The sequence below is a fragment of the Duganella aquatilis genome (assembly GCF_009674565.1).
Taxonomy (GTDB): domain Bacteria; phylum Pseudomonadota; class Gammaproteobacteria; order Burkholderiales; family Burkholderiaceae_D; genus Rugamonas; species Rugamonas aquatilis.
Map to the genome: position 1 here is coordinate 72,402 of NZ_WKJL01000006.1, position 22,336 is coordinate 94,737.

Below are 22,336 nucleotides of genomic sequence, written 5' to 3' on the forward strand. Positions count from 1 at the left end.
CGCATCATATCATCACTCAACGACCCATTCAGGGAAAGGATCGGCGTAGCGCTTCCAGGCTGCTTCGCCGGCCGCTTGCTCGGCATCGGTCAGCACGCAGTAAGAGAACGCTTCCTCGATCGCGGCGCGGTCCAGGTTCTGGCCGATGAACACCACCTCGTTGAAGCGCTCGTCGTAAGGCTCGGCCCAGCGGCCGACCGGCTCCACCGATGCGATACGGCCGGCGCGCGAATACGCCACCGCCCATTCCGGCCGAGTGGCCAGCCACAAGTAGCCCTTGGCGCGCAGCAGGCCGGGGAAGGCTTGATCGAGAAAGTGGTTGAAGCGCTGCGGATGAATGGCGCGCTCCTCGCGCAGCACAAAGCTGGAGATACCGTATTCCTGGGTTTCCGGCGTATGCTCGCCGGCCAGCTCGCGCGCCCAGCCGGCCATTTCACTGGCTTTCTCCAGATCGAACTTGCCGGTGCCGAGGATTTTATGCATCGGCACCTGGCCGCGCTCGGCGTAGGTGATGGCCGCGCCGGGATTGAGCGCCTTGATCACCGCGCGCACTTCGCCCAGGTGCTCCATCGACACCAGGTCGGTTTTGCTGACCACCACCACGTCGGCAAACTCGATCTGCTCGCACAGCAGGCTGGCTAGCGTGCGATCATCGCCTTCGCCGGCGGTTTCGCCGCGCTGTGCCAGGAAGTCGGTGCTGTTGTAGTCGGCCAGCAGGTTGAGGGCGTCGACCACCGTCACCATGGTGTCGATGCGCGCCACCTGGTTCAGCGAGCGGCCGTGTTCATCCTCGAAGTCGAAGGTGGCGGCAACCGGCATCGGCTCGCCGACGCCGGTCGACTCGATCAGCAGATAATCGAAGCGGCCCTCTGCGGCCAGCTTGCGCACTTCCAGCAGCAGGTCTTCGCGCAGCGTGCAGCAGATGCAGCCGTTGCTCATTTCGACCATGCGTTCTTCGGTGCGCGACAGGGCGGCGCCGGCGCTTGCGCTGCCGTCGCGCAGCAGGCTGGCGTCGATATTCACTTCGCTCATGTCGTTGACGATGACGGCCACGCGCAGGCCGTCGCGGTTGGCCAGGATGTGGTTGAGCAGGGTGGTTTTGCCGGCGCCCAGGAAGCCGGAAAGGACGGTGACGGGCAGGCGTGGGTCTGGATTGGACATGCTGAATCTCGCTTAATAAATGCAATCGAGTTGCATATTAAGCGGATTCGAATGTTAACGCAACTAACTTGCGTTAATTAATTTTTCAGTTTTTACGCGAGCAGCTCGGGCAGGTGCCCTTGATGAGGAAGTCGATTTCCTGCGTCTGGAAGCCGTCCGGCAGCTTGATCTTGCGCGGCAGCGCCACTTCGGTGAAGCAGGTCACCTGTTCGCACTTGGTGCACTGGAAGTGCGCATGCTCGTGCGCGTGGTGGCCGGCGCCGGCGCTGAAGCGCCACACCTGGTCGGCGCCGGCGATGCGGTGGATCAGTTCATTGTCGGTCAGCCATTCCAGCACGCGGTAGAGCGTGACGGAGTCCAGCTCTTCGTGCGCGGTCTTGGCGAGATGCGCCTGGATTTCGTGATGAGTCAGCGATTTATTCTGGCCCAGTAAAAAGTCGAGAACCAGCACGCGCTGGCGGGTGACGCGGGCGCCGGTGGCTCGGATCTGGGATTCGGCGATATCTGTGTGCATCCCGCTATGGTAACACGCCCCGTATTGCGGTTAGAATACCGGCCATGATTCGCCGCTCCCTCACACATGTGTTCCTCGCGCTCCTGCTGCTCCTGACGCAACAGGTCGGGGTAACGCACGTTTATTCGCACTGGAGCGGCATCGAGCAGCCGCAAAACATCCAGCTGACCGAAGAGGACCACGCCGAGCATCGCAAGCGCGTGGCCGTTCACAAGGTCTGCGCGGAATGCGTGTCGGTGGCGCAGATGGCCGCGGCCATCACCAGCTCGCCGCTGACGCTGGCCATTTCCACCCTCAGCACCGGCCCGGTCACCGTGCCGTCCACGCTGCCGGCCTGCGAACGCACCACCTGCGTTTTCCAGCCGCGCGCACCCCCTCTGGCCTGACACCCGAAATCCGTTCTGAATATTGAGATTTTTTGCCGCTGCGGGCCGCAAGGCTTTGCCACGCATTGTCATGCGCGTTCGCGCGGCTGTCACTTACATCGCTAGAGGTTTTACATGAAGATTCAACGCACGCTGCTGGCCAGCGCGATCCTGTCCGCCTATTCCACACTGGCTTTCGGCCAGGCCGCCGAACCTGTTGTGCCGCAGGTGGTAGTCACCGCCAATCCATTCGGCAAAACCGCCAATGACCAGATCCTGGCCCCGGCCAAGGTGCTGGCCGGCGACGAACTGCGCGACAAGACCGGCAGCTCGCTGGGCGAAACGCTGTCGCAGGAACTGGGCGTGTCGGCATCGGCGTTTGGCGCCGGTGCTTCGCGTCCCATCATTCGCGGCCTGGAAGGCGCGCGCGTCAAGATGCTGGAAAACGGCATGGCCGTCTCCGATGTCTCCGGCCTGTCCAACGACCACGCGGTAGCGGCGGAAGGCGCGGTGGCGCAGCAGATCGAAATCCTGCGCGGCCCGGCGGCGCTGCTGTACGGTTCGGGCGCCATCGGTGGCTTGGTCAACGTAGTCAACGAACGCATTCCCACCGCGCTGGAACCGAAACTGACCGGCCAGATGGAAGCGCGCGCCAGCACGGTCGACAGCGGCCGCAATCTGTCCGGCACCATCGACGGCTCGGTTGACAAGCTGGCCTGGCACATCGACGGTAATTTCCGCAATGCGGATGACTACAAGATTCCGGGCAATCGCGTGCTGGGCGATCCGGATTCGGCGTCCGGCCGCCTGCCGCACTCCGACACGCGCGAGCGCACCGGCGGCATCGGCGGTTCGTGGGTGGACAGCTGGGGCTTCATCGGCGCTTCGGTTTCGCGCCTGTCCAATGTCTACGGCATTCCTAGCGACGAAGGTTCGAAAATCGACCAGAAGCAGACCCGCTACGATATCGACAGCATGGTGAAGGCGCCGTTTGAAGGCTTTGAGACATTCAAGTTCAAGGCCGGCTATACCGACTACAAGCACGCCGAAATCGGCGAAGACGGCGCGCCGGAAGTCCTGTTCAAGAACCACTCGACCGAAACCCGCTTCGAACTGACGCACAAGCCGGTGGCCGGCTGGCACGGCACCTTTGGCGTGCAGACCGAGAACACCAACTTCTCCGCACTGAGCGCGGAGGGCGGCCCGGATACCGTGCCGGTCACGCATTCGACCTCCAACGCCGCCTTCCTGGTGGAGGAAACCGACCTCGGTCCGATCAAGTTCAATGCCGGCGGCCGCGTGGAGCGCGTCAAGCGCGAGCCGGTGACGGGCGTGAACCGTTCGTTCAACCTGCAATCGGGATCGGTGGGCGCCATGTGGCCGTTCGTTCCTGGTTACGCGGTGGGCGCAACGCTGTCCTACGCGCAGCGCGCGCCGTCGACCGAAGAGTTGTATTCGGCCGGTCCGCACGATGCCACCGTCACCTTCGATATCGGCGACGCCGATTTCAAGAAGGAGACCTCGCGCAATATCGAGTTGAATGTGCAGAAGACCACAGGCCTGGTGCGCTGGAAGGCCAACGTCTTCCGCAACAAGGTCAGTGATTTCATCTACGGCCACGTCACCGGCAACCAGGTGGACGCGGAAGGCAATCCGGGCGGCGAACTGCGCGAGCGCATCTTCGAGCAGGCCGACGCCACCATCCAGGGCGTGGAAGCGGAGCTGGAATACAACCCGACCGGCGCCGGCTGGTCCGGCCGCCTGTTCGGCGACACCTCGCATGGCAAGCTGGATCGCGGCGGCAGCCTGCCGCTGCAACCGGCCAACCGCATCGGCGTCAGCACCGCGTACAAGATGGGTGCATGGCGCGCCGGTCTGTCGCTGGTGCACGCGCAGTCGCAGGATCGCCTGGCGTCGTTTGAAACCAGCGATACGCCAAGCTACAACCAGGTAAACGCCAACCTGTCGTACACGCAGAAAGTAGACGGCTACGACCTGACCTGGTTCCTGCTCGCGAAGAATCTGACCAACGATGAGATCCGCGTATCGACCTCGGTATTGAAGGACATCTCGCCGCTGCCGGGCCGTAACGTGGTGTTTGGCGTGCGCGCCAAGTTCTGATGGCTCAGACGTGAAGGCTGTCGAGGATGGCGGCCTTCAGTCTGGCGGCGCCGATGTCGCCGCGTTTGCGAGGCGCGGGGCCGGGATGGAACTCGGTCAGGCCGCCGTCCAGCAGGACGATGCGGTCGCTCAGGTAGAGCGCTTCGTCGATGTCGTGCGTGACCAGCAGCACGGTGAGCTTGTGCTGGTAGGCGACCTTCAGCAGCAGGTCTTGCAGTTTCATGCGGGTGAAGGCGTCGACGGCGGAAAACGGTTCATCGAGCAGCAGCACACGCGGTTGCGTGAACAGGCCGCGTGCAATGGCGGCGCGTTGCGCCTGGCCGCCGGATAACTGTTTCGGCAGCGCTTGGGCATGGTCTTGCAGGCCGACTTCAGTCAGCAGGCGTGTGACCAGCCGTTGCGACGACGGCGCGTTGTTGCTGTCGAAGGCGATATTCTCGGACACGGTCAGCCACGGGAACAATCTTGGTTCCTGGAAGATGAAGCCGATGTCGCGGCTGACGCCGTGCAGCGGCTTGCGGTCCAGTTTAATCTCGCCGTCGAAATCGCGGTCCAGGCCCGAGGCTATGGACAGCAGGCTGCTTTTGCCGCAACCGCTGGCGCCGATCAGGCTGACCACTTCGCCTTCCTGCAATTGCAGGCTGACGTCGCGCAGCACGGTGCGTGCGCCGTAACGTTTTTCGTTGATGTGGATGTCGAGGGCGATGGTCATGCGTAGCTGTCGCGCCATGCGAGGCTGCGTTTTTCAATGGCGGCCATCAGGCTGTCGCTGATTTTGCCGAGGATGGCCAGCAGGGCGATGGCTGCGAGGACGATGTCGGCGCGGCTGGTTTCGCGGCCGTCCGATAGCAGGTAGCCAAGGCCTTTGCTGGCGGCGATCAGTTCGGCGGCCACCATGAACATCCAGGCCAGACTGAGACCGTTGCGCAAACCGGTGAGGATGGCCGGCAGGGCGGCTGGCAGCAGCACGCGGCGGGTGAGGGCGATGTTCGAGAGCTGGTATAGCCGGGCGACTTCGATCAGCTTGCGGTCCGCGCCGCGTATGCCGGAAGCCACGCCCATATAGACCGGGAAGAAGGCGCCGATGGCGATCAAGACGATCTTCGGCGCTTCGTCAATACCTAGCCATAGCAGTAACAGCGGCACCCACGCCAGCGACGGAATCGCGCGCAGGGCCTGGAAGGTCGGATCGAGAATCGCTTCCGCGTGGCGGCTCAGTCCAACAGCGGCGCCCAGCAGGACCGCCAGCAGCGCACCGGCCACGAAGCCGGCGAACACGCGCAGCGTGCTGGCGACGATATGGCCGAGCAGTCCCTGCGCACCGAGATCGCGCAGCGTCTCCAGAATCTGCGACGGCGCCGGCAGCATATTGGCTGGAATCAGCCCACCGCGAACAGAAAGTTCGATAGCGACCAGCCCAGTCACCGGCAACAGCAAGCCAAGCAAGATCCTCCGCACGCGCTGTCCCGAAGCGGCGGCCAGCACCCAAGAAGCGCGCCTTGCGTCCGCCGCTGCTACAGGCGACACTGCGTCCGCTGCAGCGTTGGCGGCAGCAGTTTGCGCGGGCGTGTCCTGTGGCGCCGGGCGCTGTGCTGCGGGCCGGATGCCTGGCGATTGCGCGGCTGCCTGGCTGCTCATGTTTTACGCTCCTACGCCCGCGTGATATAAGGCTGCGCGAAGCGGGTATCGACCAGCTCCGCGATGGCGCGGTTCAAATCCGTATCCGCCTTGACCAGCGCCTCTTCCTTCAAAATCGGCGCCGCGACCTGCAAAGCCTTCACATGTTCGCTGCCCGGCTGCGGATTGCTGAAATCACTGCGCAGCTTCACCTGCAACAGCGCCACCGGCAGTGATACCTTCGCCTCTTCAGACAAAATCTTGGCCGCCTCCGTCGGATTCGCCCGCACCCAGGTCCGAGCGCGCTCATAGGCCTTGATCACCCGCGCCACCTCCGCCGGCCGCGTCGCCAGAAAATCCTCGCGCACGTTCAGGAATCCATAGGTGTTGAACGCCACATTCCGATAAATCAGCTTCGAGCCGCTTTCCAGCTCACTGGCCGCCATATGCGGATCGAGGCCGGCCCACGCATCGACCTTGCCTTGCTCCAGCGCCGCGCGGCCATCCGCATGCTGCAAGCCCACATGCTCGATATCGCTGCGCTTCAAGCCCGCTGTCTGCAAAGACCGCAGCAGGAAAAGATAAGGATCGGTACCCTTGGTAGCCGCCACCTTCTTGCCCTTCAAATCCGCCACGGTGCGGATAGGCGAATCCTTGCGCACCACCAGCGCCGTCCACTCCGGACGCGAAAAAATATACGGCGTCTTGATCGGATTGCCATTCGCCTTGGCCAGCAACGCAGCCAGGCCCGCCGAGGAGCCGATATCGATACTGTTCGCATTCAGATATTCAAGCGCGCGATTGCTGCCGGCGCTCAGCACCCAGCGCACCTGCACGCCGTCCGCCTTGAACTCCTCCTCCAGCCAGCCAAAGCGCCGCAGCACCAGGCTGACAGGCGAATAATAGGCATAGTCCAGCCGCAGCTCCTTCAGCGGCGCGGCAACGACCAGCGATACAGGAGACAAACCGGACAAGGCGGCACTACCGGCCGCCAGCTTCAACAGGGTTCTGCGCTTCATGTGTTCCCAATATGAGGAGTGGATGCATAAAGTATTACATCCACTCTCTTTCTGGTACACGAAGAAAACCAGCTTTACATAGTTGAAAATCGCATCAAGCCAGCGCCTGTGCAGGGCCGAAGAACTCGTAATAAGTCTGCGCCGGCGGCACGCCCAATTCCGCCAAGTGCGCCTTGATCGCCTTCATGAACGGCGTGGGGCCGAGGAAGTAAGCGTCCAGATCGCGCGTCGCCGGCAGCCACTCGGCCAGCTGCTGGGGATTCAGATACCCGGTGGCGTGCGGCTGCGGCGTGTGCGCATCCACGGACTCATAGCAATAGAAGCGTTGCAGTTGCGGATGCCGGGCCGCCAGCGCATCGATATGATCGCGGAACGCATGCACGCCGGCGTGACGCGCCGCGTGGATGAAGTGGATAGAGCGGTTGCTGGTCAGGGCTGCCGTCAGCATCGCCAGCGTCGGCGTGATGCCGACGCCGCCGCTGATCAGCACCAGCGGCTTGTCGCTATCGGCCAGCACGAAGTCGCCCGATGGCGGGAACAGATTGATGCTATCGCCGACCTGCACATGGTCGTGCAGAAAGTTGGACACCAAGCCGCCCGGCTCGCGTTTGACGCTGATACGATAGTTCGTACCATTGGCCGCGGCGGACAGGGAATACTGGCGCCGCTGCTCATCGCCATTCACGTTCACCAGTACGCCGACGTACTGGCCCGGCTTGTGCAGCAGCACCTTGCCACCATCGACGGGCGCCAGCACAAAGGATGTGATCTCGTCGCTTTCCATCGTCTTGGAAATCACACTAAAGGCGCGCGCACCGCGCCAGCCGCCTTCGGCCTGCTCGTTCTCCGTATAGGCCTTTTCCTCGGCGCCGATCAGGATATCCGCCAGCTGGCCATAAGCCGCGCCCCACGCTTCAATCACCGCATCGGTGGCTACCTGCTCGCCGAGGACTTCGCGGATCGCCTTCAGCAGCGCGGCGCCGACGATAGGGTAGTGCTCCGGCTGAATCTGCAGCGACACGTGCTTGTTGACGATGTTGCCGACCAGCGGACCAAGCTTCTCCAGCTTTTCGATGTTCTTCGCATACATCAGAACCGCATTGGCCAGTGCGCGTTGCTGGTGGCCCTCGTGCTGGTTGGCCTGATTGAACAGCGGCTTGACGTGCGGATAGTCGCGGAACAGCGATTTATAAAAATGGCGGGTCAGGGCTTCGCCACCTTCTTCCAGGATTGGAACGGTGGCGGTGATGATGGCTTTGTGTTCGGTGCTAAGCATGGTGTTTTCATCTTTATGAGATTACGTTGAAAACAAGTATAACATATGAATGTTTAAGTGTGCACGAGGCGCCGCCGAAATTCCGGCAGCGCCCGTGGACTTAGATATCGAACTTCAGCTCAGCGACGTAGGTACGTTGCGGATAAGGATGGAAGTTCCAATACTGGTAGTTATTGAGATTGTCGATGCCCACCGCCATGCTCCATTGCGCGTTGAAGCGATAGCGCACGCGCGCATCGGCGGTGAAGTATTTGCTGGCGCCTTGATAGGCAAAGCCGTTGATATCCGAATTGTCCAGCGTCGAATACTGCTTGCCGCTGTAGCGTGCCGCCAGCGTCGCCGACAGCTTGTCGTTGACGGTGTAGGTCGCCACGCCGGTGGCGCGCCATTCCGGAATGCGCGGCTGCCATTTGCCCACACTGCTCGGCGCCTTGTCGTTGCGGATGATCTTCGAGTCGGTCCACGTCAGGCTGGAGCTCAGATCCAGTCCGCGCAGGCCCACATCATTGGCGCCGTACGAAACTTCCAGGCCCTTGGTGCGGATCAGGTCCACGTTCTGGATGTTGGTGACGTTGGGCGTGACCAGCACATTGGTCTGCGAATACAGCGCGTCCGTGGTGCGTTCGCCGAATGCCGTCAGACGCAGGTAGCCAGTGGCCAGCTTGCGTTCTCCACTCAGCTCCGTGGTCCAGGACTTTTCCGGCTTCAGGTTCGGATCGTTGTTGGTCAGCTGGCCGGCCGCGTTGACGCCGCCCTGGTACAGCTCCGATACGGTTGGCATGCGCACCGCGCGGCCCAGCGAGGCTTTCAGCACCCAGTCCTCGCTGGCCTGGTAGGCCAGCGCCGCCTTGGGTGACACATAGTTCTCGGTACGCTCGACATGCGATACGGCCTTGAGCGCATTGGCCGTCACACCGTCATGCGCGTGCCATTGCTCGAAGCGCGCGCCCAGTACTGTCTTCCACTGCGGGGCGAACTTCCAGGTGTCCTGTGCGTACAGGCTGTTGATTTCGGTCCTGCCGGCGAAGCGGGAGGTCGCGGCGCCACCTGGCGCGCCATTGATCCAGTCGGTGGTGGGTGACTCGGTGCTGCTCAATTTGTAGGCTTCGCGCTGATAGCCGAATTCCGCCACGTGCCCCACGTCCGGACGCCATACGCCCTTGGCGGCGAAGGTGTTCCAGCCGGTGCCGCTCTGATTCACCAGTCGCCCGGCGCCACCGGACAACGCGGCCGGCATGGCGACAGTGGCGGCGCGCAGCTGGTCCTTGTTGTAGTCATACAGGCTGGCCGCGACTTCCCAGTCGAATACGCCCTTGGTGTTGGTCTTGACGGTCAGGCCGTGCATATAGTGCTGCAGGTCTTCGTTGGACAGGTTGAAATCGGTCGGCGCCAGCGTGTAGCTGCGTCCATTGACGTTGACGACGCCACTGTAGACCGGCTGGCCCGCCGCATCGCGCAGATAAGTGGAAGGGCGGCCTTCCGAATCGTTGCGCCACAGCCCGAAGGTATAGGTGGCGCGCATGGTCGGCGAAAAGTCATAGGCCAGCTTGGCCTTCAACTGATCCTGCGTCGTGTGGTACTGCGTGGCGGCGCCGAACAGATACCACGGCGTGTTGGTGCGATCCAGGCCGGCGACGGCGCCTGTGACCGGCGTGCCGGCGTTGCCGACCGCGCCGGCGGACACCGCGCGCGTCGGGAAGGTCAGCGGCTGGCCTTCGCTGTCGGTGCGGCTCAGGGCCAGCCACCAGGACCACGCGCCCTGGCGGTCGCCAAGCGAGAAACTGCCTTGCTTGCCGTCGTAATTGTCGTTGGTGCCGTAGAGTTTAAACGGCTGATGCGTCAGCGTCAGCTTGGCGTGCGCCTCGAATCTGGTCGGCATGCGCGTGACGTAATCGACTACCGCGCCGACTGAGTTGCCGCCGTAGGCTGCGGAGAACGGGCCATACAGCACATCGACACGCTCGATTTCCTCCGGGCTGACCATGCCCCAGCGCGGCGCGAAGGTGGCGCCGTTGCCGAGGTAGTTGGACAGCAGGATGCCGTCCGCATAGACCATCGAGCGCGCGCTGTTGCCGGTGCCGGAAGCGCGCGTGGACAGCACGGCGTGATTGTAGTCGCCGATGTAGCGCTTGCGAACCAGAAGGCTGGGCAGGTATTTCAGCGCGTCTTCGGCATCGGTGGCGTTGATATCGCGCTCGATTTCTTCACGCGTGATGCCTTCGATGGTGGTCGGGATCTGCGTCGGCAGCGAAGTAGGGCGGTTGCCGGTAATGGTGACGGTGCCCAGCTGATGCTGCGGCACGTCTTCATCGGCGTGGACCTGGGTGGCAAAGGCGGCAAGCAGCGCCAATGCCAAGGGAGACATGGTGGTTTTCATGGTATTCCTGATGATACGGATAGATAGCCGCCGTCGTCGCAACGATGGCGGAGCACGAACTAACGATCAGGAAAAGGCGGGAGGTCCGCGAGGGTTGGCGGCGCGCCACGTGTGCAGCGGCTGCGGCGCGGTGTAGAACAGCGGTGGATAAAAGTCATGGCCGTCGATGACGGCGAAACCGCCCAGGGCCGACGGCGGCAAGGCCGGCGCGCCGCCATGCATCACGCAATAAGCGCAATGCTCCATGCCGTGCATGATATTGGTGGGCGCCTTCTTGGCGCCGCTGTCCACCGTACACATTTCCGCCAGGGCGGCGGTGGTGGTGGAAGCCAGGGCATGCGATACCGTCGGCGCCAGCGCGGCAAACAGAACGCCAAGCATGGCGATCCAGATGTGCAGCGTTTGGCGTTTGACGAAATAGAGCATCCGCAAATTATAACTGACAGCTTGCGAGTCTGGTAATTGTTAATGAGAACTGTTATCATTCAAATTATTATCACACAACAACTATTCTTCACATGTCTGAACTGCAACTGAATGTCGCGCCTTTCAAACTGACCGCCCTGGCCGCCGCGGTGTCCCTGCTGATGGCGCCGTTCGCGCTGCACGCCCAACAGACGGAAGACGCGCCGATGGAATCGATCCAGGTGTCGGGCAGCTGGCTCGGCTCCGGCCTGCAAAACAGCGTGAAGAACTTCGCCGGCGCACGTACCGTGGTCAACAAGGAAGAAATCGACGAGACCGGCGCGGCCAACATCGGTGACGTGCTGCGCCGCATTCCCGGCGTGCAGTCGACCGACAACTCGGGCACGGCCGGCAGCGCCATCTCGCTGAACATCGGCATTCGCGGTCTGACCGGCCGCTACTCGCCGCGTTCGACCGTGCTGCTGGACGGTATCCCGCTGGCGGTGGCGCCGTACGGTCAGCCGCAGCTGTCGTTCGCGCCGGTCAGCCTGAACAATATTGAATCGATCGACGTGGTGCGCGGCGGCGGCGCGGTGCGTTACGGCCCGCAGAACGTCGGCGGCATCATCAACTTCCGCAGCCGCGGGATTCCGGAAGGCGAGGGCATCAGCGGGGACGCCAGCGTGCGCTACAACCACTTCAGCGAAGGCGATGGCAACCGCCAGTACAGCGCCTTCGTCGGCGGCACCGCCAGCAACGGCCTGGGCGTGGCGCTGATGTATTCGGGCATGGAAGGTTCGGAATGGCGCAAGGGCAGCGACGAGCGCGTCAACGACGTGGCGCTAAAGTTCCGCTACCCGCTGAACAATCATAGCGAGGTGTACGGCAAGGTGTCCTACTACGACGTGCTGTCGCGCACGCCGGGTGGCCTGACGGTGGCGCAGTACAACGCCGACCCGTTCCAGAACACCCGTCCGACCGACTTCTGGAGCGGCGACCGCCATGGCGTGGACGTGGGCTACCTGAACACCATCTCGGCTGCGCAGGAATTCGAGATCAAGGCGTATTACAACGAAAGCTTCCGCCAGAGCGCGCTGATCAACGCCGCCAAGACGCAGATTACCTGGCAGCCGCGTAACTACGAAGTGCTGGGCATTGAACCGCGCTACACGCAACGCTTCAACGGCGGCGGCATGCTGCATGACGTGACCGTCGGCTACCGCTACCTGCGCGAGCGCGGCGACGACAACAACTACATCCAGACCGTATCGACCGGCGTAAATGGCGCCATCACCCGCTTCATCAACAGCACCGACGCGCACGCGGCCTACATCGACGACCGCATCGCGCTGGGTGCGTGGCGCATCACGCCGGGCGTGCGTTACGAGCAGATCTCGTCGACGCGCAACGACGTCGCCGCCAAATCCACCTTTGAAACCGACAACACCAAGGCACTGCCGTCGCTGAATGTCGCCTACCTGCTGAATCCGGCGCTGACCGTGTTCGTCAACTACACCACCTCGTTCGGTCCGGTGCAGAACACGCAGTTGAATTCGCAGACGCCGGCCAATCCGCTGAAGCCGGAACTGGCCAAGACGGCCGAACTGGGTGCGCGCTGGAAGAGCGGTTCGGTGAGTGCCGAAGTGACCGCCTTCAAGCTCAAGTTCGACAACCAGATCGTGCAAGTGCCGGGCATCACGCCGGCGACGTTCCAGAACATCGGCGCGACCAAGCACGACGGCATCGAGACGGCGGCCGACTACACGTTTGACGAAGCCAGCGCGCTGGCGGGCCTGAACGTGTACGCCAACTACACCTACACCAAGGCGATCCAGGAATCGGGCGCGACCGCGGGGCTGGACGTGCCGTTCTACTCGCGGACCACCGACACCATCGGTGCGCGCTACCGCGTCGGCGCCTGGACCGCGAACCTGTCGACCACGCACCAGACCAAGCAATACTCCGACACCGCCAACACGGTGACGGAGACGGCCAACGGCGCCGCCGGCCTGATTCCCGGCTTCCGCCTGCTGAACGCCAACGTCTCGTGGAAACAGCGCGGCTACGAAGTGGCGGCCGGCGTCAACAACATCGCCGACAAGCGCTACTACACCCGCAACGTCGACGGCAACGCCGGTCGCATGGCCGGCGCGCCCCGCACCGGCTACGTTCAACTCCGCGTCACCTACTAAAACTCCGGGGTCAGGTCCCTCATTTCTACACGAGCTCAACGGTTAGCCACGCTTTTTCGCGGCGCGGCTTGCCGTTGCGTGCGATACGCCGAAGTGGTGGGCGATTTCCGTCAGCGTGTAGGCACGGGTGCTGTATGCGAAGGCCATCGCGTCATCTCGATTGGGATACATCAACTGGCATTCGTTGAGCGTGGGCGCCAGTGCACTGCGTTGTGCGCGGGAGATGCCGGCTAGCGCGATCGCGCTGGTTGCCGATTGGAGTTGCGCGATGAACTGTTCGCTGCCCAGCACTGTTTGCTGGAATGTTTTGGTCAAAGGACTTGCGACACCGACGCCATCGAGTACAAATTGACGATAGGCGTCTTTGGCGTTCTGCTTCCGATCGCCGAATCGCGACAGCAACCAATTCGTGTGCAGCCAGGCGGGCGGCGGCGCCTCCGCCAAAGTCAGGTTATAGCTGCTCCACAGCCAATCCCCAGGCTCCGCAACCAGCTTTGCGCGTACCGGGTTGAGGACGATGTAACGGGCCAGTTCAAGCAGGTAGCTTTCCCTATCGACAAGAATCGCCTTGTAGCGTCCCTGGAAGACATGGCCGGCCAGATTATGCCGACGATTGAAATACTGCGAATAAACGCCGTTAAGTTGCCTCATCCCGAGCGCCAGCCTGCCATCCAAGGTTTCCACCAACAGGTGATAGTGATTACCCATCTGGCAGAAAGAATGTATGGCGAAGCGGAACTGCGCACAGACATCCCCCAAAGTCTGCAGCCATACTGAGCGATCGATGTCATCCATATAGATGAGCGCCTTGCGGTCGCCACGGCTGGTGACGTGGTACAGCGCACCGGGGAATTCCAATCGAAGAGGTCTGGTCATCGCCCAACAATAGCCTGTCTGCCGCGGAAAGCCTTGGCATGGATCAGCCCGTGTAGAAATGAGGGACCTGACCCCGGAGTGTGCGTAGGACTAAGATGACATTCTGCAATGTTCGCAGCCTACATAGGACGACAAGTTGCTCCTATACCGGCGGGGTGGGCCGATCGATATAGTGTCTACATCAACCAGACAGACACTTACGAGGCTTACCATGAACGCACTTCACACCACTCCAGCTGCAGCGCCACAAATCAGCCTGATCGGCGCTCAACAGAACGACCTGCTGCGCGCGCTGTCACGCGACGATCTGCTGGCCCTGTTCGCCAGCCTGGAATTGGTCACGTTGCCGGAAGGTAAGCATCTGTTCGATTATGGCGATGCCGTCGAGTACACCTACTTCCCGACCAACGCCATTATTTCTCTGCAGTACGTGATGGAAGACGGCGCCACCACCGAAATCGCCGTCGTCGGCCGTGAAGGCGTCGTCGGCGTCGCATTGCATCCCACTGAACGCGCCAGCTACGCCGCCGTGGTGCAGACCGCCGGCTACGGCTACCGCCTGAAAACCGCCATGCTGCGCGAAGTCTTCTACACCGGCGGCCCTCTGGCCCAGCAACTGATGCGCTACACCAGCATGATGTTCGCCCAACTGGCGCAAAGCGTCGCCGGCAGCCGTCACACCAGCATTGAGCAGAAGCTGTGCCGCTGGCTGCTGGAACGCCTGGACCGTTCCCTGTCCAACGAGCTGAAGGTGACCCAGGAAATGATCGCCAACATGCTGGGCGTGCGTCGCGAAAGCATCACGGGCGCGGCAGGCAAGCTGGCACAGGAAGGACTGATTATCTACCGTCGCGGCCTGGTTACCGTACTGGACCGTGAAGCGATGGAACGCCGCGCAGGCAGCTGCTACCAGGGCCGCATCATCAATGCGACTCCGGCACAGCCACGTTACGCAGCGTAAGAGAGGAATTTAGTGCAGGACGCGGGACGGCGGAGCGATCAGGAAACCGCCGAAATCCATCCGCGCAGGCATGCGGGCCGCCAGATCCTGATCCAGCTTGCGCTGCACCAGCTTGTGCCAGGCGCTGGCCCAGCGGGCCGCCAGCTGGGATTCTTCGGCCGAACGCGCATACAGCGTTCTTTCCACGGCGATTTTCTGGCGTTGCAGGGCGTAGCTGGCAGATATCAAGGTAGTCATGGCGTAGTTGACCGGGCTGGGTTATTCGGAGATGCGTTGCCATTGTGCCCGTCTTGCCCCGATTCTGAATGTGCGCCACTTCACCCAAGACGATGAGTAAACAGCCCAGCACGTGTAAAATACACCCGCTGTTGCTATTTAGCATCGATTCTTTGCGGCTTATTCCCCCATGTGGTCTTCCAATTTTTCTAAAAACGCCTTGGCGGGTCTGACCACGTCCTTCGCGTTAGTTCCCGAATGCATCGCTTTTGCGCTGGTGGCGCATCTGAATCCGCTTACCGGTTTGTATGGTGCGTTCTTCATTTGCACGATCACGGCCATTTTTGGTGGTCGTCCTGGCATGATTTCCGGCGCCGCCGGGTCGATGGCGGTGGTGATTGTTGCGCTGGTAGCCCAGCACGGACTGCAATATTTTCTGGCGACGGTGGTGTTGAGCGGCCTGATCATGCTGTTGTTTGGCGTGCTGCGGCTCGGCAAACTGGTGACGATGGTGCCGCATCCGGTAATGCTGGGATTCGTCAATGGCTTGGCGATTGTCATCGCCTGGTCGCAATTGCAACACTTCAAGGCGGATGGCGCCTGGTTGCAGGGGGCTTCGCTGGTGTGGATGTGCGGCCTGGTGCTGCTGACCATGCTGATCGTCTATCTGCTGCCGCGCCTGACCAAGGCGCTGCCGCCGGCGCTGGTGGCGATTGTCGGCGTGGGCGTGTTGTCGGCGACGCTGGCGCTGCCGGTGCGCACGCTGGGCGACATGGCGCATATCGCCGGCGGCCTGCCGGTGTTCGCGCTGCCGGATGTGCCGATGAACCTGGAGACCTTGCACATCGTCTTTCCTTATGCGCTGCTGATGGCGGTGGTCGGCCTGCTGGAAACGCTGCTGACCTTTAACCTGACCGATGAAATCACCGAGACGCGCGGCCTGCCGAATCGCGAGTGCGTGGCGCTGGGCGCGGCCAATGTGGCGTCCGGCCTGTTCGGCGGCATGGGCGGCTGCGCGATGATCGGCCAGACCATGATCAACCTGAGTTCCGGCGGCCGCACGCGGGTGTCGGGTGCGGTCAGCGGTATCATGATTTTATTGTTTATACTGTTTTTATCGCCGCTGATCGAGCGCATTCCGCTGGCCGCGCTTGTGGGGGTGATGTTCGTGGTGGCGCAGCAGACTTTTGCCTGGAGTTCCTTGCAGGTGCTGGGCAAGGTGCCGCGTCATGATGCGCTGCTGATTGTGGCGGTGACGGCGATTACCGTGGCGACCGATCTGGCCACGGCGGTATTGTGCGGGATTGTGATTGCGGCGTTGAGTTTCGCTTGGCGTCATGCGCGCGATATCCGTGCCGACGTGGAGCAGGGCGCCGGCGTCAAAACCTATACGCCGCATGGCACGCTGTTCTTCGCATCGGTGGCACATTTCAATGAATTGTTCGACTTGCAGGACGATCCGCAGCAGGTGGTGCTGGATTGCCGTTACCTGCGCCTGGTCGATCACTCGGCGGTGGTGGCGGTGGCTGCGCTGAGCGAGCGCTATGCCAAGGCGGGCAAAACGCTGCGGGTGCTGCACCTGTCCAAGCGCTGTGAAGCGCTGCTGCAACGCTCGGGCGTCGCGGTCACGGTGTGAAGTCGTGGTCGAGGGTAGTTTGATTGCGCGAACTCTTCCAGCCTGCGGCGCAGACTGGGGCTGCTGTCGAGCAGAGCGTGAATGCGCAAGCGCTGTTCGATCAGCGTGGAGTGCCATTTATTCTGCGGATAGGACTTCTGAAATTGGCACTTCAACAGGTGCATGATGAGAACTCTCAGCCTGTTTTTCAGTGTGCGTAGTTCTTGTTTTTTCATGCCGTCGAGCTCCTCGACCAGGTTCTCGATGTCCAGGTCCGAGAGCCTTCTTTCCGACAGTAAGCGGACCTGCGCGTCTATCCACAGTACCCAATCGTTGTCGTAGCATGAAATAGCGCGGGGCTGGGCCAGTGTTTGCATGATGCGCCTCCAAAAATCTTAGCTTAGGCCGGCGCCATGCCCCGCGTTTGAGACGGATCAATAGTAGTAAGGCGTCTTGCGGCTCCACTCGGTGTTGCCGTAGCGTTTGCCCAGCACGGTGAAGGCGTTCTTCGACAACGCCTTGGCATCCGCATCGAGACAGCCGCCGCGCGTGGATTGCACCACCACGTACAGCAGCCATGGCAGATCGGGATCCCTCGGCGCCGCCGTCACGCGCCGCAGCACGTGGTCGCCGACGAAGCCGGTGGCGGTTTTTAAGGCGCCCAGCTGCGCCAGTTCCTTGTCGCGGACCACGGCGTTGCCGGTCTCCGGCGCTGGCGGGGCGAGCTCGATGCTGGTGTCTTCGTCCACCGTGACGCCTGGCTTGGCCGGCAGCTTGCACCACATGCTGGCCGTGACATCGTCCGGATTCGCTTGCGCGAATTCGTCGCGCGTGGCGTTGTACCAGGTGAGCGTTGGCGCCAGTTGCCATTTCATGGCGCTGAGCAGCATCAGATGGCGGCGTTCCTGCGTGTTGGATGTCTGATATTTGCGCATGTCGGCAGCCAGCGCCGGCACGCTTTGTTCGATGCGCTGCGCGGCGGCGATGGCTTGCGGCTCCTGTCCCAGCAAGTCGAAGCGCATCCATGCGGCGATGGCGATACGCGCGCGCAGCGCGGCCGGCAGACGCTTGTCGGCGCTCAGCGCGTACAGGTCGGCGGTCGCCAGGCCGCTGTTCAGCCAGCGCTGACCGTCGGAAGCCAGTTCTTCTCCGGTTGGCTTGGCGGAGGCTTTTTCGCCGCTGTCGGCATCGCGCGATTCGGTCGGTGTGCGCAGCAGGTATGGCACGGCTTCCGCAGGCGTGACAACGATGGCAAGGCGCTCCTGGCGGAACAGATTGCGCGCGCTGGACGATGCGGTAGCGGCCAGTTGCGGACTTGCCATTACCGCGTCTTCCAGCGCGCGCGCCTTGTCGGCCTGCTTGCTGGTGCGATAGTGACGCGCCAGCGCATAGCGCACGGTGAGGTATTCCGGCGCGTCGGCAGCGACCTGCAGGCTGGCTTGCTCCAGGTCCGCTGGCATCGTGTCGCCGCCCATGGCGGCGGCCATCAGCCACACGCGCGCTTGCGGCTTGTTGCTGTCCTTGGCGTAGCGCCGCCATTGTTCCAGCGCGTGTTCGTGCTCTTGCGCGCAGGTGTATTCCGGTTTGTAGCCGTAGCACTGCTGAATGGTTTGTATCCAGTCGATGAAGCCTGCCGATTTGCGCAGCGCGGGCACGGGCAGCAGCTGGTTTGCCAGCAGGCGCCAGTCACCCAGCTGGTCGTCGATGTATGGATCGGCGCGCGGGTCGTCCAGCGCCTTGCTCAGTTCAGCGAAGCGCGTATTGGGCGTCAGTTCAGCGCGCATGCTGCGGCCGATGGCGCGGGCGTCTTCATGCAGATCCTTCAGCGATGCATCCGCCAGAATGCCATTGATGGTTTCCTGGATGGCGTCCACTTTCTTCTGTTGCGCTGCCTGGCGCGCGGCGGCGGCCTGCGGGCCTTCCTGCGCGATCGCCTGCCGCTGTTTCCAGCGCTCCTCCTGGGACACCGATGGCGGAACATAGCTCGCCGCACGCGCCTGCGAGCGCAGGCTCAGATATGCGCCCCAATGGCGCAGCGGATGCTTGTCGGTCGCGCCGATGCGGGCAAACAGCTTGCCGCTGGCAGCGTAATCTTCGGCATAAAAAGCGGCCGACGCCAGCTGATACTCCTGCATCTGGCGCCAGTACAGCGCTTCGGATGCCGGCAGCGCCACCGGCTGCGCCGCCGCCAGCTTGGGTTGGCCGTAGCCGGGACGGCGCACTTCGGGATCGTCGCCGCAAATGCGGAACACCTGCCGCTGGGTGGCGATCCACGCTTCCAGCCGTGCCGGCGTGGCGTCGCTGCGCCTGGCGAGATCGGTCAGCGTCTGCGCCGCGAAGGCGTAGCTGCTGTCCGGGCAGGCGCGATAGGTGGTGGCGACATTGTCCTTGTCCGCCGGCGGCAGCAGCTCGCGTTTCGCTGCGGCGCTCACCGCCTTGCGCCAGCCGGCGTAGACATCATCCGGCGCGTTCTGGCGCCAGTCGCCATAGCCGCCGGGCCGGCCGTGCACCGATACGGTCAGGCCGCTTTCAATGCCGGGCGAGGCTTTCAGGTCGCGCGCGCCCAGCATCACGTCGCGCCATGCGGTGTAGAGATACATGCGTGCATATGTCGGCAGCACGACACCCAGCTGGCCTGCCTGATAGCGCTCCAGCGCGATGTCCGGCGCGTAGCGGCCGGCGTAACGGTCGTACGGCACATCGCCGCTGGCGCCCGCGTTGGCGATGGCAAGCAGCGCGGCAGCCAACGCGCCGATTCGAAGGGAACGTGTCATGGAGTGCTCTCAATGTCCGTGCCACGCTTCCACGCGTAGCGGTCGAACCAGTAGGTTTTAGGATAGCGCGCCGTCACCTCGGACGGAAACGCTTCTTGCGGCGAAAAGCCTGCCACGTTGCGACAACTGGCGTGCAGCGTGGACGGCGAATGCTGGATGATGTCACGCAGGCGCGCGCTGTCTTTCCCCATGCGGAAGAACATTGGCACCACTTCGTCGGCGCCAAGATCGTCCAGCCAGGCGGGCGAACGGCACCACCAGGCCAGCGCGGTCACACTTAGCTTGATCTGCGGCGGCAGCTCGTCGCGCAGCTGGCGCACCAGCGAGCGATAGAACACGCGCTGCGACGGTTTCGCTTCCATGTCCAGCTGCACCCAGCCGGAGGTGCTGGCGTCGGCCGCTTCGTGCATCGCGCGCACGATCATGGCCCGCCGGCTTTCGATATCGACAGGCGGATTGACGCTGCTGACTTCCACGTGGACGACGGGCGTGCTGCGCGACGCGTTCGGCCAGCGTGCACGCGGGCGGGTGAGGGCGGTGTCGCCGCTCAGGAGAATATGACGCTGGAGGACTGCGGCTTCCGGTTGCGACCACGCCGGCAACGCGGCGCCGTCCCACAACCATGCGATGCGCTGCGCATCAGCCGCATTGCCGGCAGCGGAAACGAACAGCGCAAGAATCAGGAAGATTACAGGCATCGGCAAATGAGGCGGTTGAGGGCCGCCTCATTGTACCGGCTTTATTTGCCTTCGAGTGCCGCGATGGCGGCGGCCACGCCCGCGCCGTAGGCCGGATCGGCCTGGGTGCAGTTGTAGATGTGACGTTCCTGCACCGGCTTGGATACGCCATGAATCGCGCGCGCCGTGTTCTCGAACAGCAGCTGCTTCTTCTCGGCGGTCAGCAGGCGGAACAGGTTGCCCGGCTGCGAGTAGTAGTCGGTGTCGACGCGATGATTCCAGTGATCGGCCGCGCCTTCCAGCGACAGCGGCGGTTCCTTGAACTGCGGGCTTTCCTGCCACTCGCCGCGGCTGTTCGGCTCATATGGCGTGTGCTCGCCGCCGTTCGGCGTAATGCGCATGGCGCCGTCGCGGTGGTAGCTGTGGAACGGGCATTTCGGCGCATTCACCGGAATCTGATGATGGTTCACGCCCAGGCGGTAGCGCGCCGCGTCGCCATATGAGAACAGGCGCGATTGCAGCATCTTGTCGGGCGAGAAGCTCACGCCCGGCACCACGTTGGCCGGCGAGAAGGCCGACTGCTCCACGTCCGCGAAGTAGTTTTCGGCATTGCGGTTCAGTTCCAGCACGCCGACGTCGATCAGCGGGTAGTCGCCTTTCGGCCAGACCTTGGTCAGGTCGAACGGGTGATACGGCACTTTCGACGCATCGGCTTCCGGCATGATCTGCACCGCCAGTTTCCAGCGCGGGAAGTCCTTGTTCTCGATGGCGTCGTACAGGTCGCGCTGCGAGCTTTCGCGGTCGACGCCGACCAGCGCCGCGGCTTCCGCGTCGCTGAAGTTCTCGATGCCTTGCTGGCAGACGAAGTGGAACTTGACCCAGAAGCGTTCATTGGCCGGGCTGATAAAGCTGTAGGTGTGGCTGCCGAAACCGTGCATGTGGCGGTAGCCTTTCGGAATACCGCGATCGCTCATGACGATGGTGACCTGGTGCAGGGCTTCCGGCAGCAGGGTCCAGAAGTCCCAGTTGTTTTCGGCGCTGCGCAGATTGGTCTTCGGATCGCGCTTGACCACGTGGTTCAGGTCCGGGAATTTCAGCGGATCGCGGAAGAAGAACACCGGCGTGTTGTTGCCGACCACGTCCCAGTTGCCTTGTTCGGTGTAGAACTTGACGGCGAAGCCGCGGATATCGCGTTCCGCATCGGCGGCGCCGCGTTCGCCGGCAACGGTCGAAAAGCGCATGAAGATATCGGTTTTCTTGCCGACTTCCGAGAACAGCGCGGCGCGCGTGTACTTGGAGATGTCATGGGTGACGGTGAATGTGCCGAAGGCGCCCGAGCCTTTGGCGTGCATGCGGCGCTCAGGGATGACTTCGCGCGCGAAGTGCGCCAGCTTTTCCAGGTGCCATACGTCCTGCAGCAGGACCGGGCCGCGCGGACCGGCGGTCTGGGTGTTTTGATTGTCGACGACCGGAGCGCCGGCCGCAGTAGTGAGGTTCTTCATGAAACTTCCTTCGCCTGAATGGGATGAATGGAAACTTCCAGCATAACGACTACAACTGCTTTTCGCCGCTCTCAAAAGAGAGAGTCACAATGAAAAACGCCCGGCAGTGCCGGGCGCTTGATCAAGCTGAATTACTTGCTTGGGTAGATGATGTCGTCGCGACGGTCGTGGGCGCGTGCTGCGTCGTCGGTGCCGGTCGATTTTTCTTTACCGTAGCTGACGGCTTCCATTTGACCTTCTTTCACGCCTTGGACTTTCAGGGCGGTGATCAGGGCTTGAGCGCGCTTCTGACCCAGGGCCAGATTGTATTCTGCGCCGCCGCGGTCATCGGTGTTGCCTTCGACTTTGATCGCCACGTTCGGGTTGGCGGCCAGGAATTTGGCGTGATCAGCAACCAGTGCATCGAATTCTGGCTTGACGGTGTACTTGTCGAAGTCGAAGTAGACGCTACGGTTTTTGTAGATCGAGCTGTTTGGGTCCAGGTAGGCTGGCAGCGGTGCGGCAACTGGTGCTGGCACTGGTGCGGCCACTGGTGCTGGTGCTGGCGCAGCAACTGGTGCTGGCGCCGGTGCTGGTGCAGGGGCTGGTGCTGGGGTCGAGCAAGCGCTCAACAGAGCGATGGTGCAGGCTGCCAGCAGGATATTGGTTTTAGCTTTCATCGAAATACT

Annotated in this window: 20 protein-coding genes; 5 read left to right on the top strand and 15 right to left on the bottom strand. The window is 62.6% G+C overall.

Going from position 1 to position 22,336, the window contains the following annotated elements; translation table 11 throughout:
* Positions 1-12: 12 nt before the first annotated feature.
* Both GJ698_RS11070 and GJ698_RS11075 read right to left on the bottom strand, forming a co-directional pair.
* A complete protein-coding gene (locus tag GJ698_RS11070; protein ID WP_154357679.1) occupies positions 13-1,161 on the bottom strand; it encodes a GTP-binding protein in 1,149 nt (382 codons plus the stop codon).
* A gap of 85 nt (positions 1,162-1,246) precedes the next feature.
* Entirely contained in the window at positions 1,247-1,675 is a 429-nt protein-coding gene (locus GJ698_RS11075) for a Fur family transcriptional regulator (RefSeq protein ID WP_154357680.1), read from the bottom strand.
* 44 nt (positions 1,676-1,719) lie between these two features.
* On the opposite strand from GJ698_RS11075, the gene GJ698_RS11080 reads away from it, so the two are divergent.
* Complete coding sequence (locus GJ698_RS11080; RefSeq protein ID WP_154357681.1) at positions 1,720-2,061, top strand: hypothetical protein; 342 nt, start codon at positions 1,720-1,722, stop codon at positions 2,059-2,061.
* Between the two features lie 114 nt (positions 2,062-2,175).
* Positions 2,176-4,161: a TonB-dependent receptor gene (locus tag GJ698_RS11085; protein WP_154357682.1), complete on the top strand. Its 1,986-nt coding sequence runs from the start codon at positions 2,176-2,178 to the stop codon at positions 4,159-4,161.
* 4 nt (positions 4,162-4,165) lie between these two features.
* On the opposite strand, the gene GJ698_RS11090 is transcribed toward GJ698_RS11085, so the two are convergent.
* From GJ698_RS11090 to GJ698_RS11115, 6 genes are all read right to left on the bottom strand, one after another.
* Complete coding sequence (locus tag GJ698_RS11090) at positions 4,166-4,891, bottom strand: ABC transporter ATP-binding protein (RefSeq protein ID WP_229259937.1); 726 nt, start codon at positions 4,889-4,891, stop codon at positions 4,166-4,168.
* On the bottom strand, positions 4,870-5,799 hold the full coding sequence (locus GJ698_RS11095; RefSeq protein WP_154357683.1) for an ABC transporter permease: 930 nt from the start codon (positions 5,797-5,799) through the stop codon (positions 4,870-4,872). Before GJ698_RS11095 ends, GJ698_RS11090 begins: the two co-directional genes overlap by 22 nt.
* An 11-nt stretch (positions 5,800-5,810) precedes the next feature.
* Positions 5,811-6,797 carry an aliphatic sulfonate ABC transporter substrate-binding protein gene (locus GJ698_RS11100; RefSeq protein ID WP_154357791.1) on the bottom strand — a complete coding sequence of 329 codons (987 nt, stop codon included), beginning with the start codon at positions 6,795-6,797 and terminating at the stop codon, positions 5,811-5,813.
* 94 nt (positions 6,798-6,891) lie between these two features.
* Positions 6,892-8,073: an NO-inducible flavohemoprotein gene (hmpA, locus tag GJ698_RS11105; protein ID WP_154357684.1), complete on the bottom strand. Its 1,182-nt coding sequence runs from the start codon at positions 8,071-8,073 to the stop codon at positions 6,892-6,894.
* 100 nt (positions 8,074-8,173) lie between these two features.
* Positions 8,174-10,450 carry a TonB-dependent receptor gene (locus GJ698_RS11110; protein WP_154357685.1) on the bottom strand — a complete coding sequence of 759 codons (2,277 nt, stop codon included), beginning with the start codon at positions 10,448-10,450 and terminating at the stop codon, positions 8,174-8,176.
* Positions 10,451-10,516: 66 nt separating this feature from the next.
* Entirely contained in the window at positions 10,517-10,876 is a 360-nt protein-coding gene (locus tag GJ698_RS11115; protein WP_154357686.1) for a DUF2946 domain-containing protein, read from the bottom strand.
* A 92-nt stretch (positions 10,877-10,968) separates the two neighbouring features.
* On the opposite strand from GJ698_RS11115, the gene GJ698_RS11120 reads away from it, so the two are divergent.
* A complete protein-coding gene (locus GJ698_RS11120) occupies positions 10,969-13,047 on the top strand; it encodes a TonB-dependent receptor family protein (RefSeq protein WP_154357687.1) in 2,079 nt (692 codons plus the stop codon).
* A gap of 42 nt (positions 13,048-13,089) precedes the next feature.
* On the opposite strand, the gene GJ698_RS11125 is transcribed toward GJ698_RS11120, so the two are convergent.
* Positions 13,090-13,923 (bottom strand): transposase, encoded by an 834-nt coding sequence (locus GJ698_RS11125; RefSeq protein WP_154357688.1) that lies wholly within the window; start codon positions 13,921-13,923, stop codon positions 13,090-13,092.
* A 211-nt stretch (positions 13,924-14,134) separates the two neighbouring features.
* Here GJ698_RS11125 and GJ698_RS11130 point away from each other — a divergent pair, with 211 nt between their 5' ends.
* Positions 14,135-14,884, top strand: coding sequence for a Crp/Fnr family transcriptional regulator (locus tag GJ698_RS11130; RefSeq protein ID WP_154357689.1), 750 nt, complete (start codon positions 14,135-14,137; stop codon positions 14,882-14,884).
* Positions 14,885-14,893: 9 nt separating this feature from the next.
* Here GJ698_RS11130 and GJ698_RS11135 read toward each other — a convergent pair whose 3' ends face one another.
* Positions 14,894-15,121, bottom strand: coding sequence for a hypothetical protein (locus GJ698_RS11135; RefSeq protein WP_154357690.1), 228 nt, complete (start codon positions 15,119-15,121; stop codon positions 14,894-14,896).
* Between the two features lie 169 nt (positions 15,122-15,290).
* Here GJ698_RS11135 and GJ698_RS11140 point away from each other — a divergent pair, with 169 nt between their 5' ends.
* On the top strand, positions 15,291-16,736 hold the full coding sequence (locus GJ698_RS11140) for a SulP family inorganic anion transporter (protein WP_154357691.1): 1,446 nt from the start codon (positions 15,291-15,293) through the stop codon (positions 16,734-16,736).
* Here GJ698_RS11140 and GJ698_RS11145 read toward each other — a convergent pair.
* The 5 genes from GJ698_RS11145 to GJ698_RS11165 form a co-directional block, all read right to left on the bottom strand.
* On the bottom strand, positions 16,643-17,092 hold the full coding sequence (locus tag GJ698_RS11145) for a DUF29 domain-containing protein (protein ID WP_154357692.1): 450 nt from the start codon (positions 17,090-17,092) through the stop codon (positions 16,643-16,645). The genes GJ698_RS11140 and GJ698_RS11145 overlap by 94 nt on opposite strands.
* A gap of 57 nt (positions 17,093-17,149) precedes the next feature.
* Positions 17,150-19,489, bottom strand: a complete 2,340-nt coding sequence (locus tag GJ698_RS11150; protein ID WP_154357693.1) for a hypothetical protein — start codon at positions 19,487-19,489, stop codon at positions 17,150-17,152.
* A complete protein-coding gene (locus tag GJ698_RS11155) occupies positions 19,486-20,187 on the bottom strand; it encodes a hypothetical protein (protein WP_154357694.1) in 702 nt (233 codons plus the stop codon). Before GJ698_RS11155 ends, GJ698_RS11150 begins: the two co-directional genes overlap by 4 nt.
* 41 nt (positions 20,188-20,228) lie before the next feature.
* Positions 20,229-21,668 (bottom strand): catalase, encoded by a 1,440-nt coding sequence (locus GJ698_RS11160; protein ID WP_154357695.1) that lies wholly within the window; start codon positions 21,666-21,668, stop codon positions 20,229-20,231.
* Between the two features lie 131 nt (positions 21,669-21,799).
* The gene (locus tag GJ698_RS11165; protein ID WP_154357696.1) at positions 21,800-22,327 is read right to left on the bottom strand and encodes an OmpA family protein; all 528 of its coding nucleotides are present in this window, start codon (positions 22,325-22,327) and stop codon (positions 21,800-21,802) included.
* Positions 22,328-22,336 lie beyond the last annotated feature (9 nt).

Excerpts from the sequence above, each read along its gene's own strand:
- GJ698_RS11070 (WP_154357679.1), bottom strand. The coding sequence starts at position 1,161 with ATGTCCAATCCAGACCCACGCCTGCCCGTCACCGTCCTTTCCGGCTTC.
- GJ698_RS11075 (WP_154357680.1), bottom strand. The coding sequence starts at position 1,675 with ATGCACACAGATATCGCCGAATCCCAGATCCGAGCCACCGGCGCCCGC.
- GJ698_RS11080 (WP_154357681.1), top strand. The coding sequence starts at position 1,720 with ATGATTCGCCGCTCCCTCACACATGTGTTCCTCGCGCTCCTGCTGCTC.
- GJ698_RS11085 (WP_154357682.1), top strand. The coding sequence starts at position 2,176 with ATGAAGATTCAACGCACGCTGCTGGCCAGCGCGATCCTGTCCGCCTAT.
- GJ698_RS11090 (WP_229259937.1), bottom strand. The coding sequence starts at position 4,891 with ATGGCGCGACAGCTACGCATGACCATCGCCCTCGACATCCACATCAAC.
- GJ698_RS11095 (WP_154357683.1), bottom strand. The coding sequence starts at position 5,799 with ATGAGCAGCCAGGCAGCCGCGCAATCGCCAGGCATCCGGCCCGCAGCA.
- GJ698_RS11100 (WP_154357791.1), bottom strand. The coding sequence starts at position 6,797 with ATGAAGCGCAGAACCCTGTTGAAGCTGGCGGCCGGTAGTGCCGCCTTG.
- hmpA (WP_154357684.1), bottom strand. The coding sequence starts at position 8,073 with ATGCTTAGCACCGAACACAAAGCCATCATCACCGCCACCGTTCCAATC.
- GJ698_RS11110 (WP_154357685.1), bottom strand. The coding sequence starts at position 10,450 with ATGAAAACCACCATGTCTCCCTTGGCATTGGCGCTGCTTGCCGCCTTT.
- GJ698_RS11115 (WP_154357686.1), bottom strand. The coding sequence starts at position 10,876 with ATGCTCTATTTCGTCAAACGCCAAACGCTGCACATCTGGATCGCCATG.
- GJ698_RS11120 (WP_154357687.1), top strand. The coding sequence starts at position 10,969 with ATGTCTGAACTGCAACTGAATGTCGCGCCTTTCAAACTGACCGCCCTG.
- GJ698_RS11125 (WP_154357688.1), bottom strand. The coding sequence starts at position 13,923 with ATGACCAGACCTCTTCGATTGGAATTCCCCGGTGCGCTGTACCACGTC.
- GJ698_RS11130 (WP_154357689.1), top strand. The coding sequence starts at position 14,135 with ATGAACGCACTTCACACCACTCCAGCTGCAGCGCCACAAATCAGCCTG.
- GJ698_RS11135 (WP_154357690.1), bottom strand. The coding sequence starts at position 15,121 with ATGACTACCTTGATATCTGCCAGCTACGCCCTGCAACGCCAGAAAATC.
- GJ698_RS11140 (WP_154357691.1), top strand. The coding sequence starts at position 15,291 with ATGTGGTCTTCCAATTTTTCTAAAAACGCCTTGGCGGGTCTGACCACG.
- GJ698_RS11145 (WP_154357692.1), bottom strand. The coding sequence starts at position 17,092 with ATGCAAACACTGGCCCAGCCCCGCGCTATTTCATGCTACGACAACGAT.
- GJ698_RS11150 (WP_154357693.1), bottom strand. The coding sequence starts at position 19,489 with ATGACACGTTCCCTTCGAATCGGCGCGTTGGCTGCCGCGCTGCTTGCC.
- GJ698_RS11155 (WP_154357694.1), bottom strand. The coding sequence starts at position 20,187 with ATGCCTGTAATCTTCCTGATTCTTGCGCTGTTCGTTTCCGCTGCCGGC.
- GJ698_RS11160 (WP_154357695.1), bottom strand. The coding sequence starts at position 21,668 with ATGAAGAACCTCACTACTGCGGCCGGCGCTCCGGTCGTCGACAATCAA.
- GJ698_RS11165 (WP_154357696.1), bottom strand. The coding sequence starts at position 22,327 with ATGAAAGCTAAAACCAATATCCTGCTGGCAGCCTGCACCATCGCTCTG.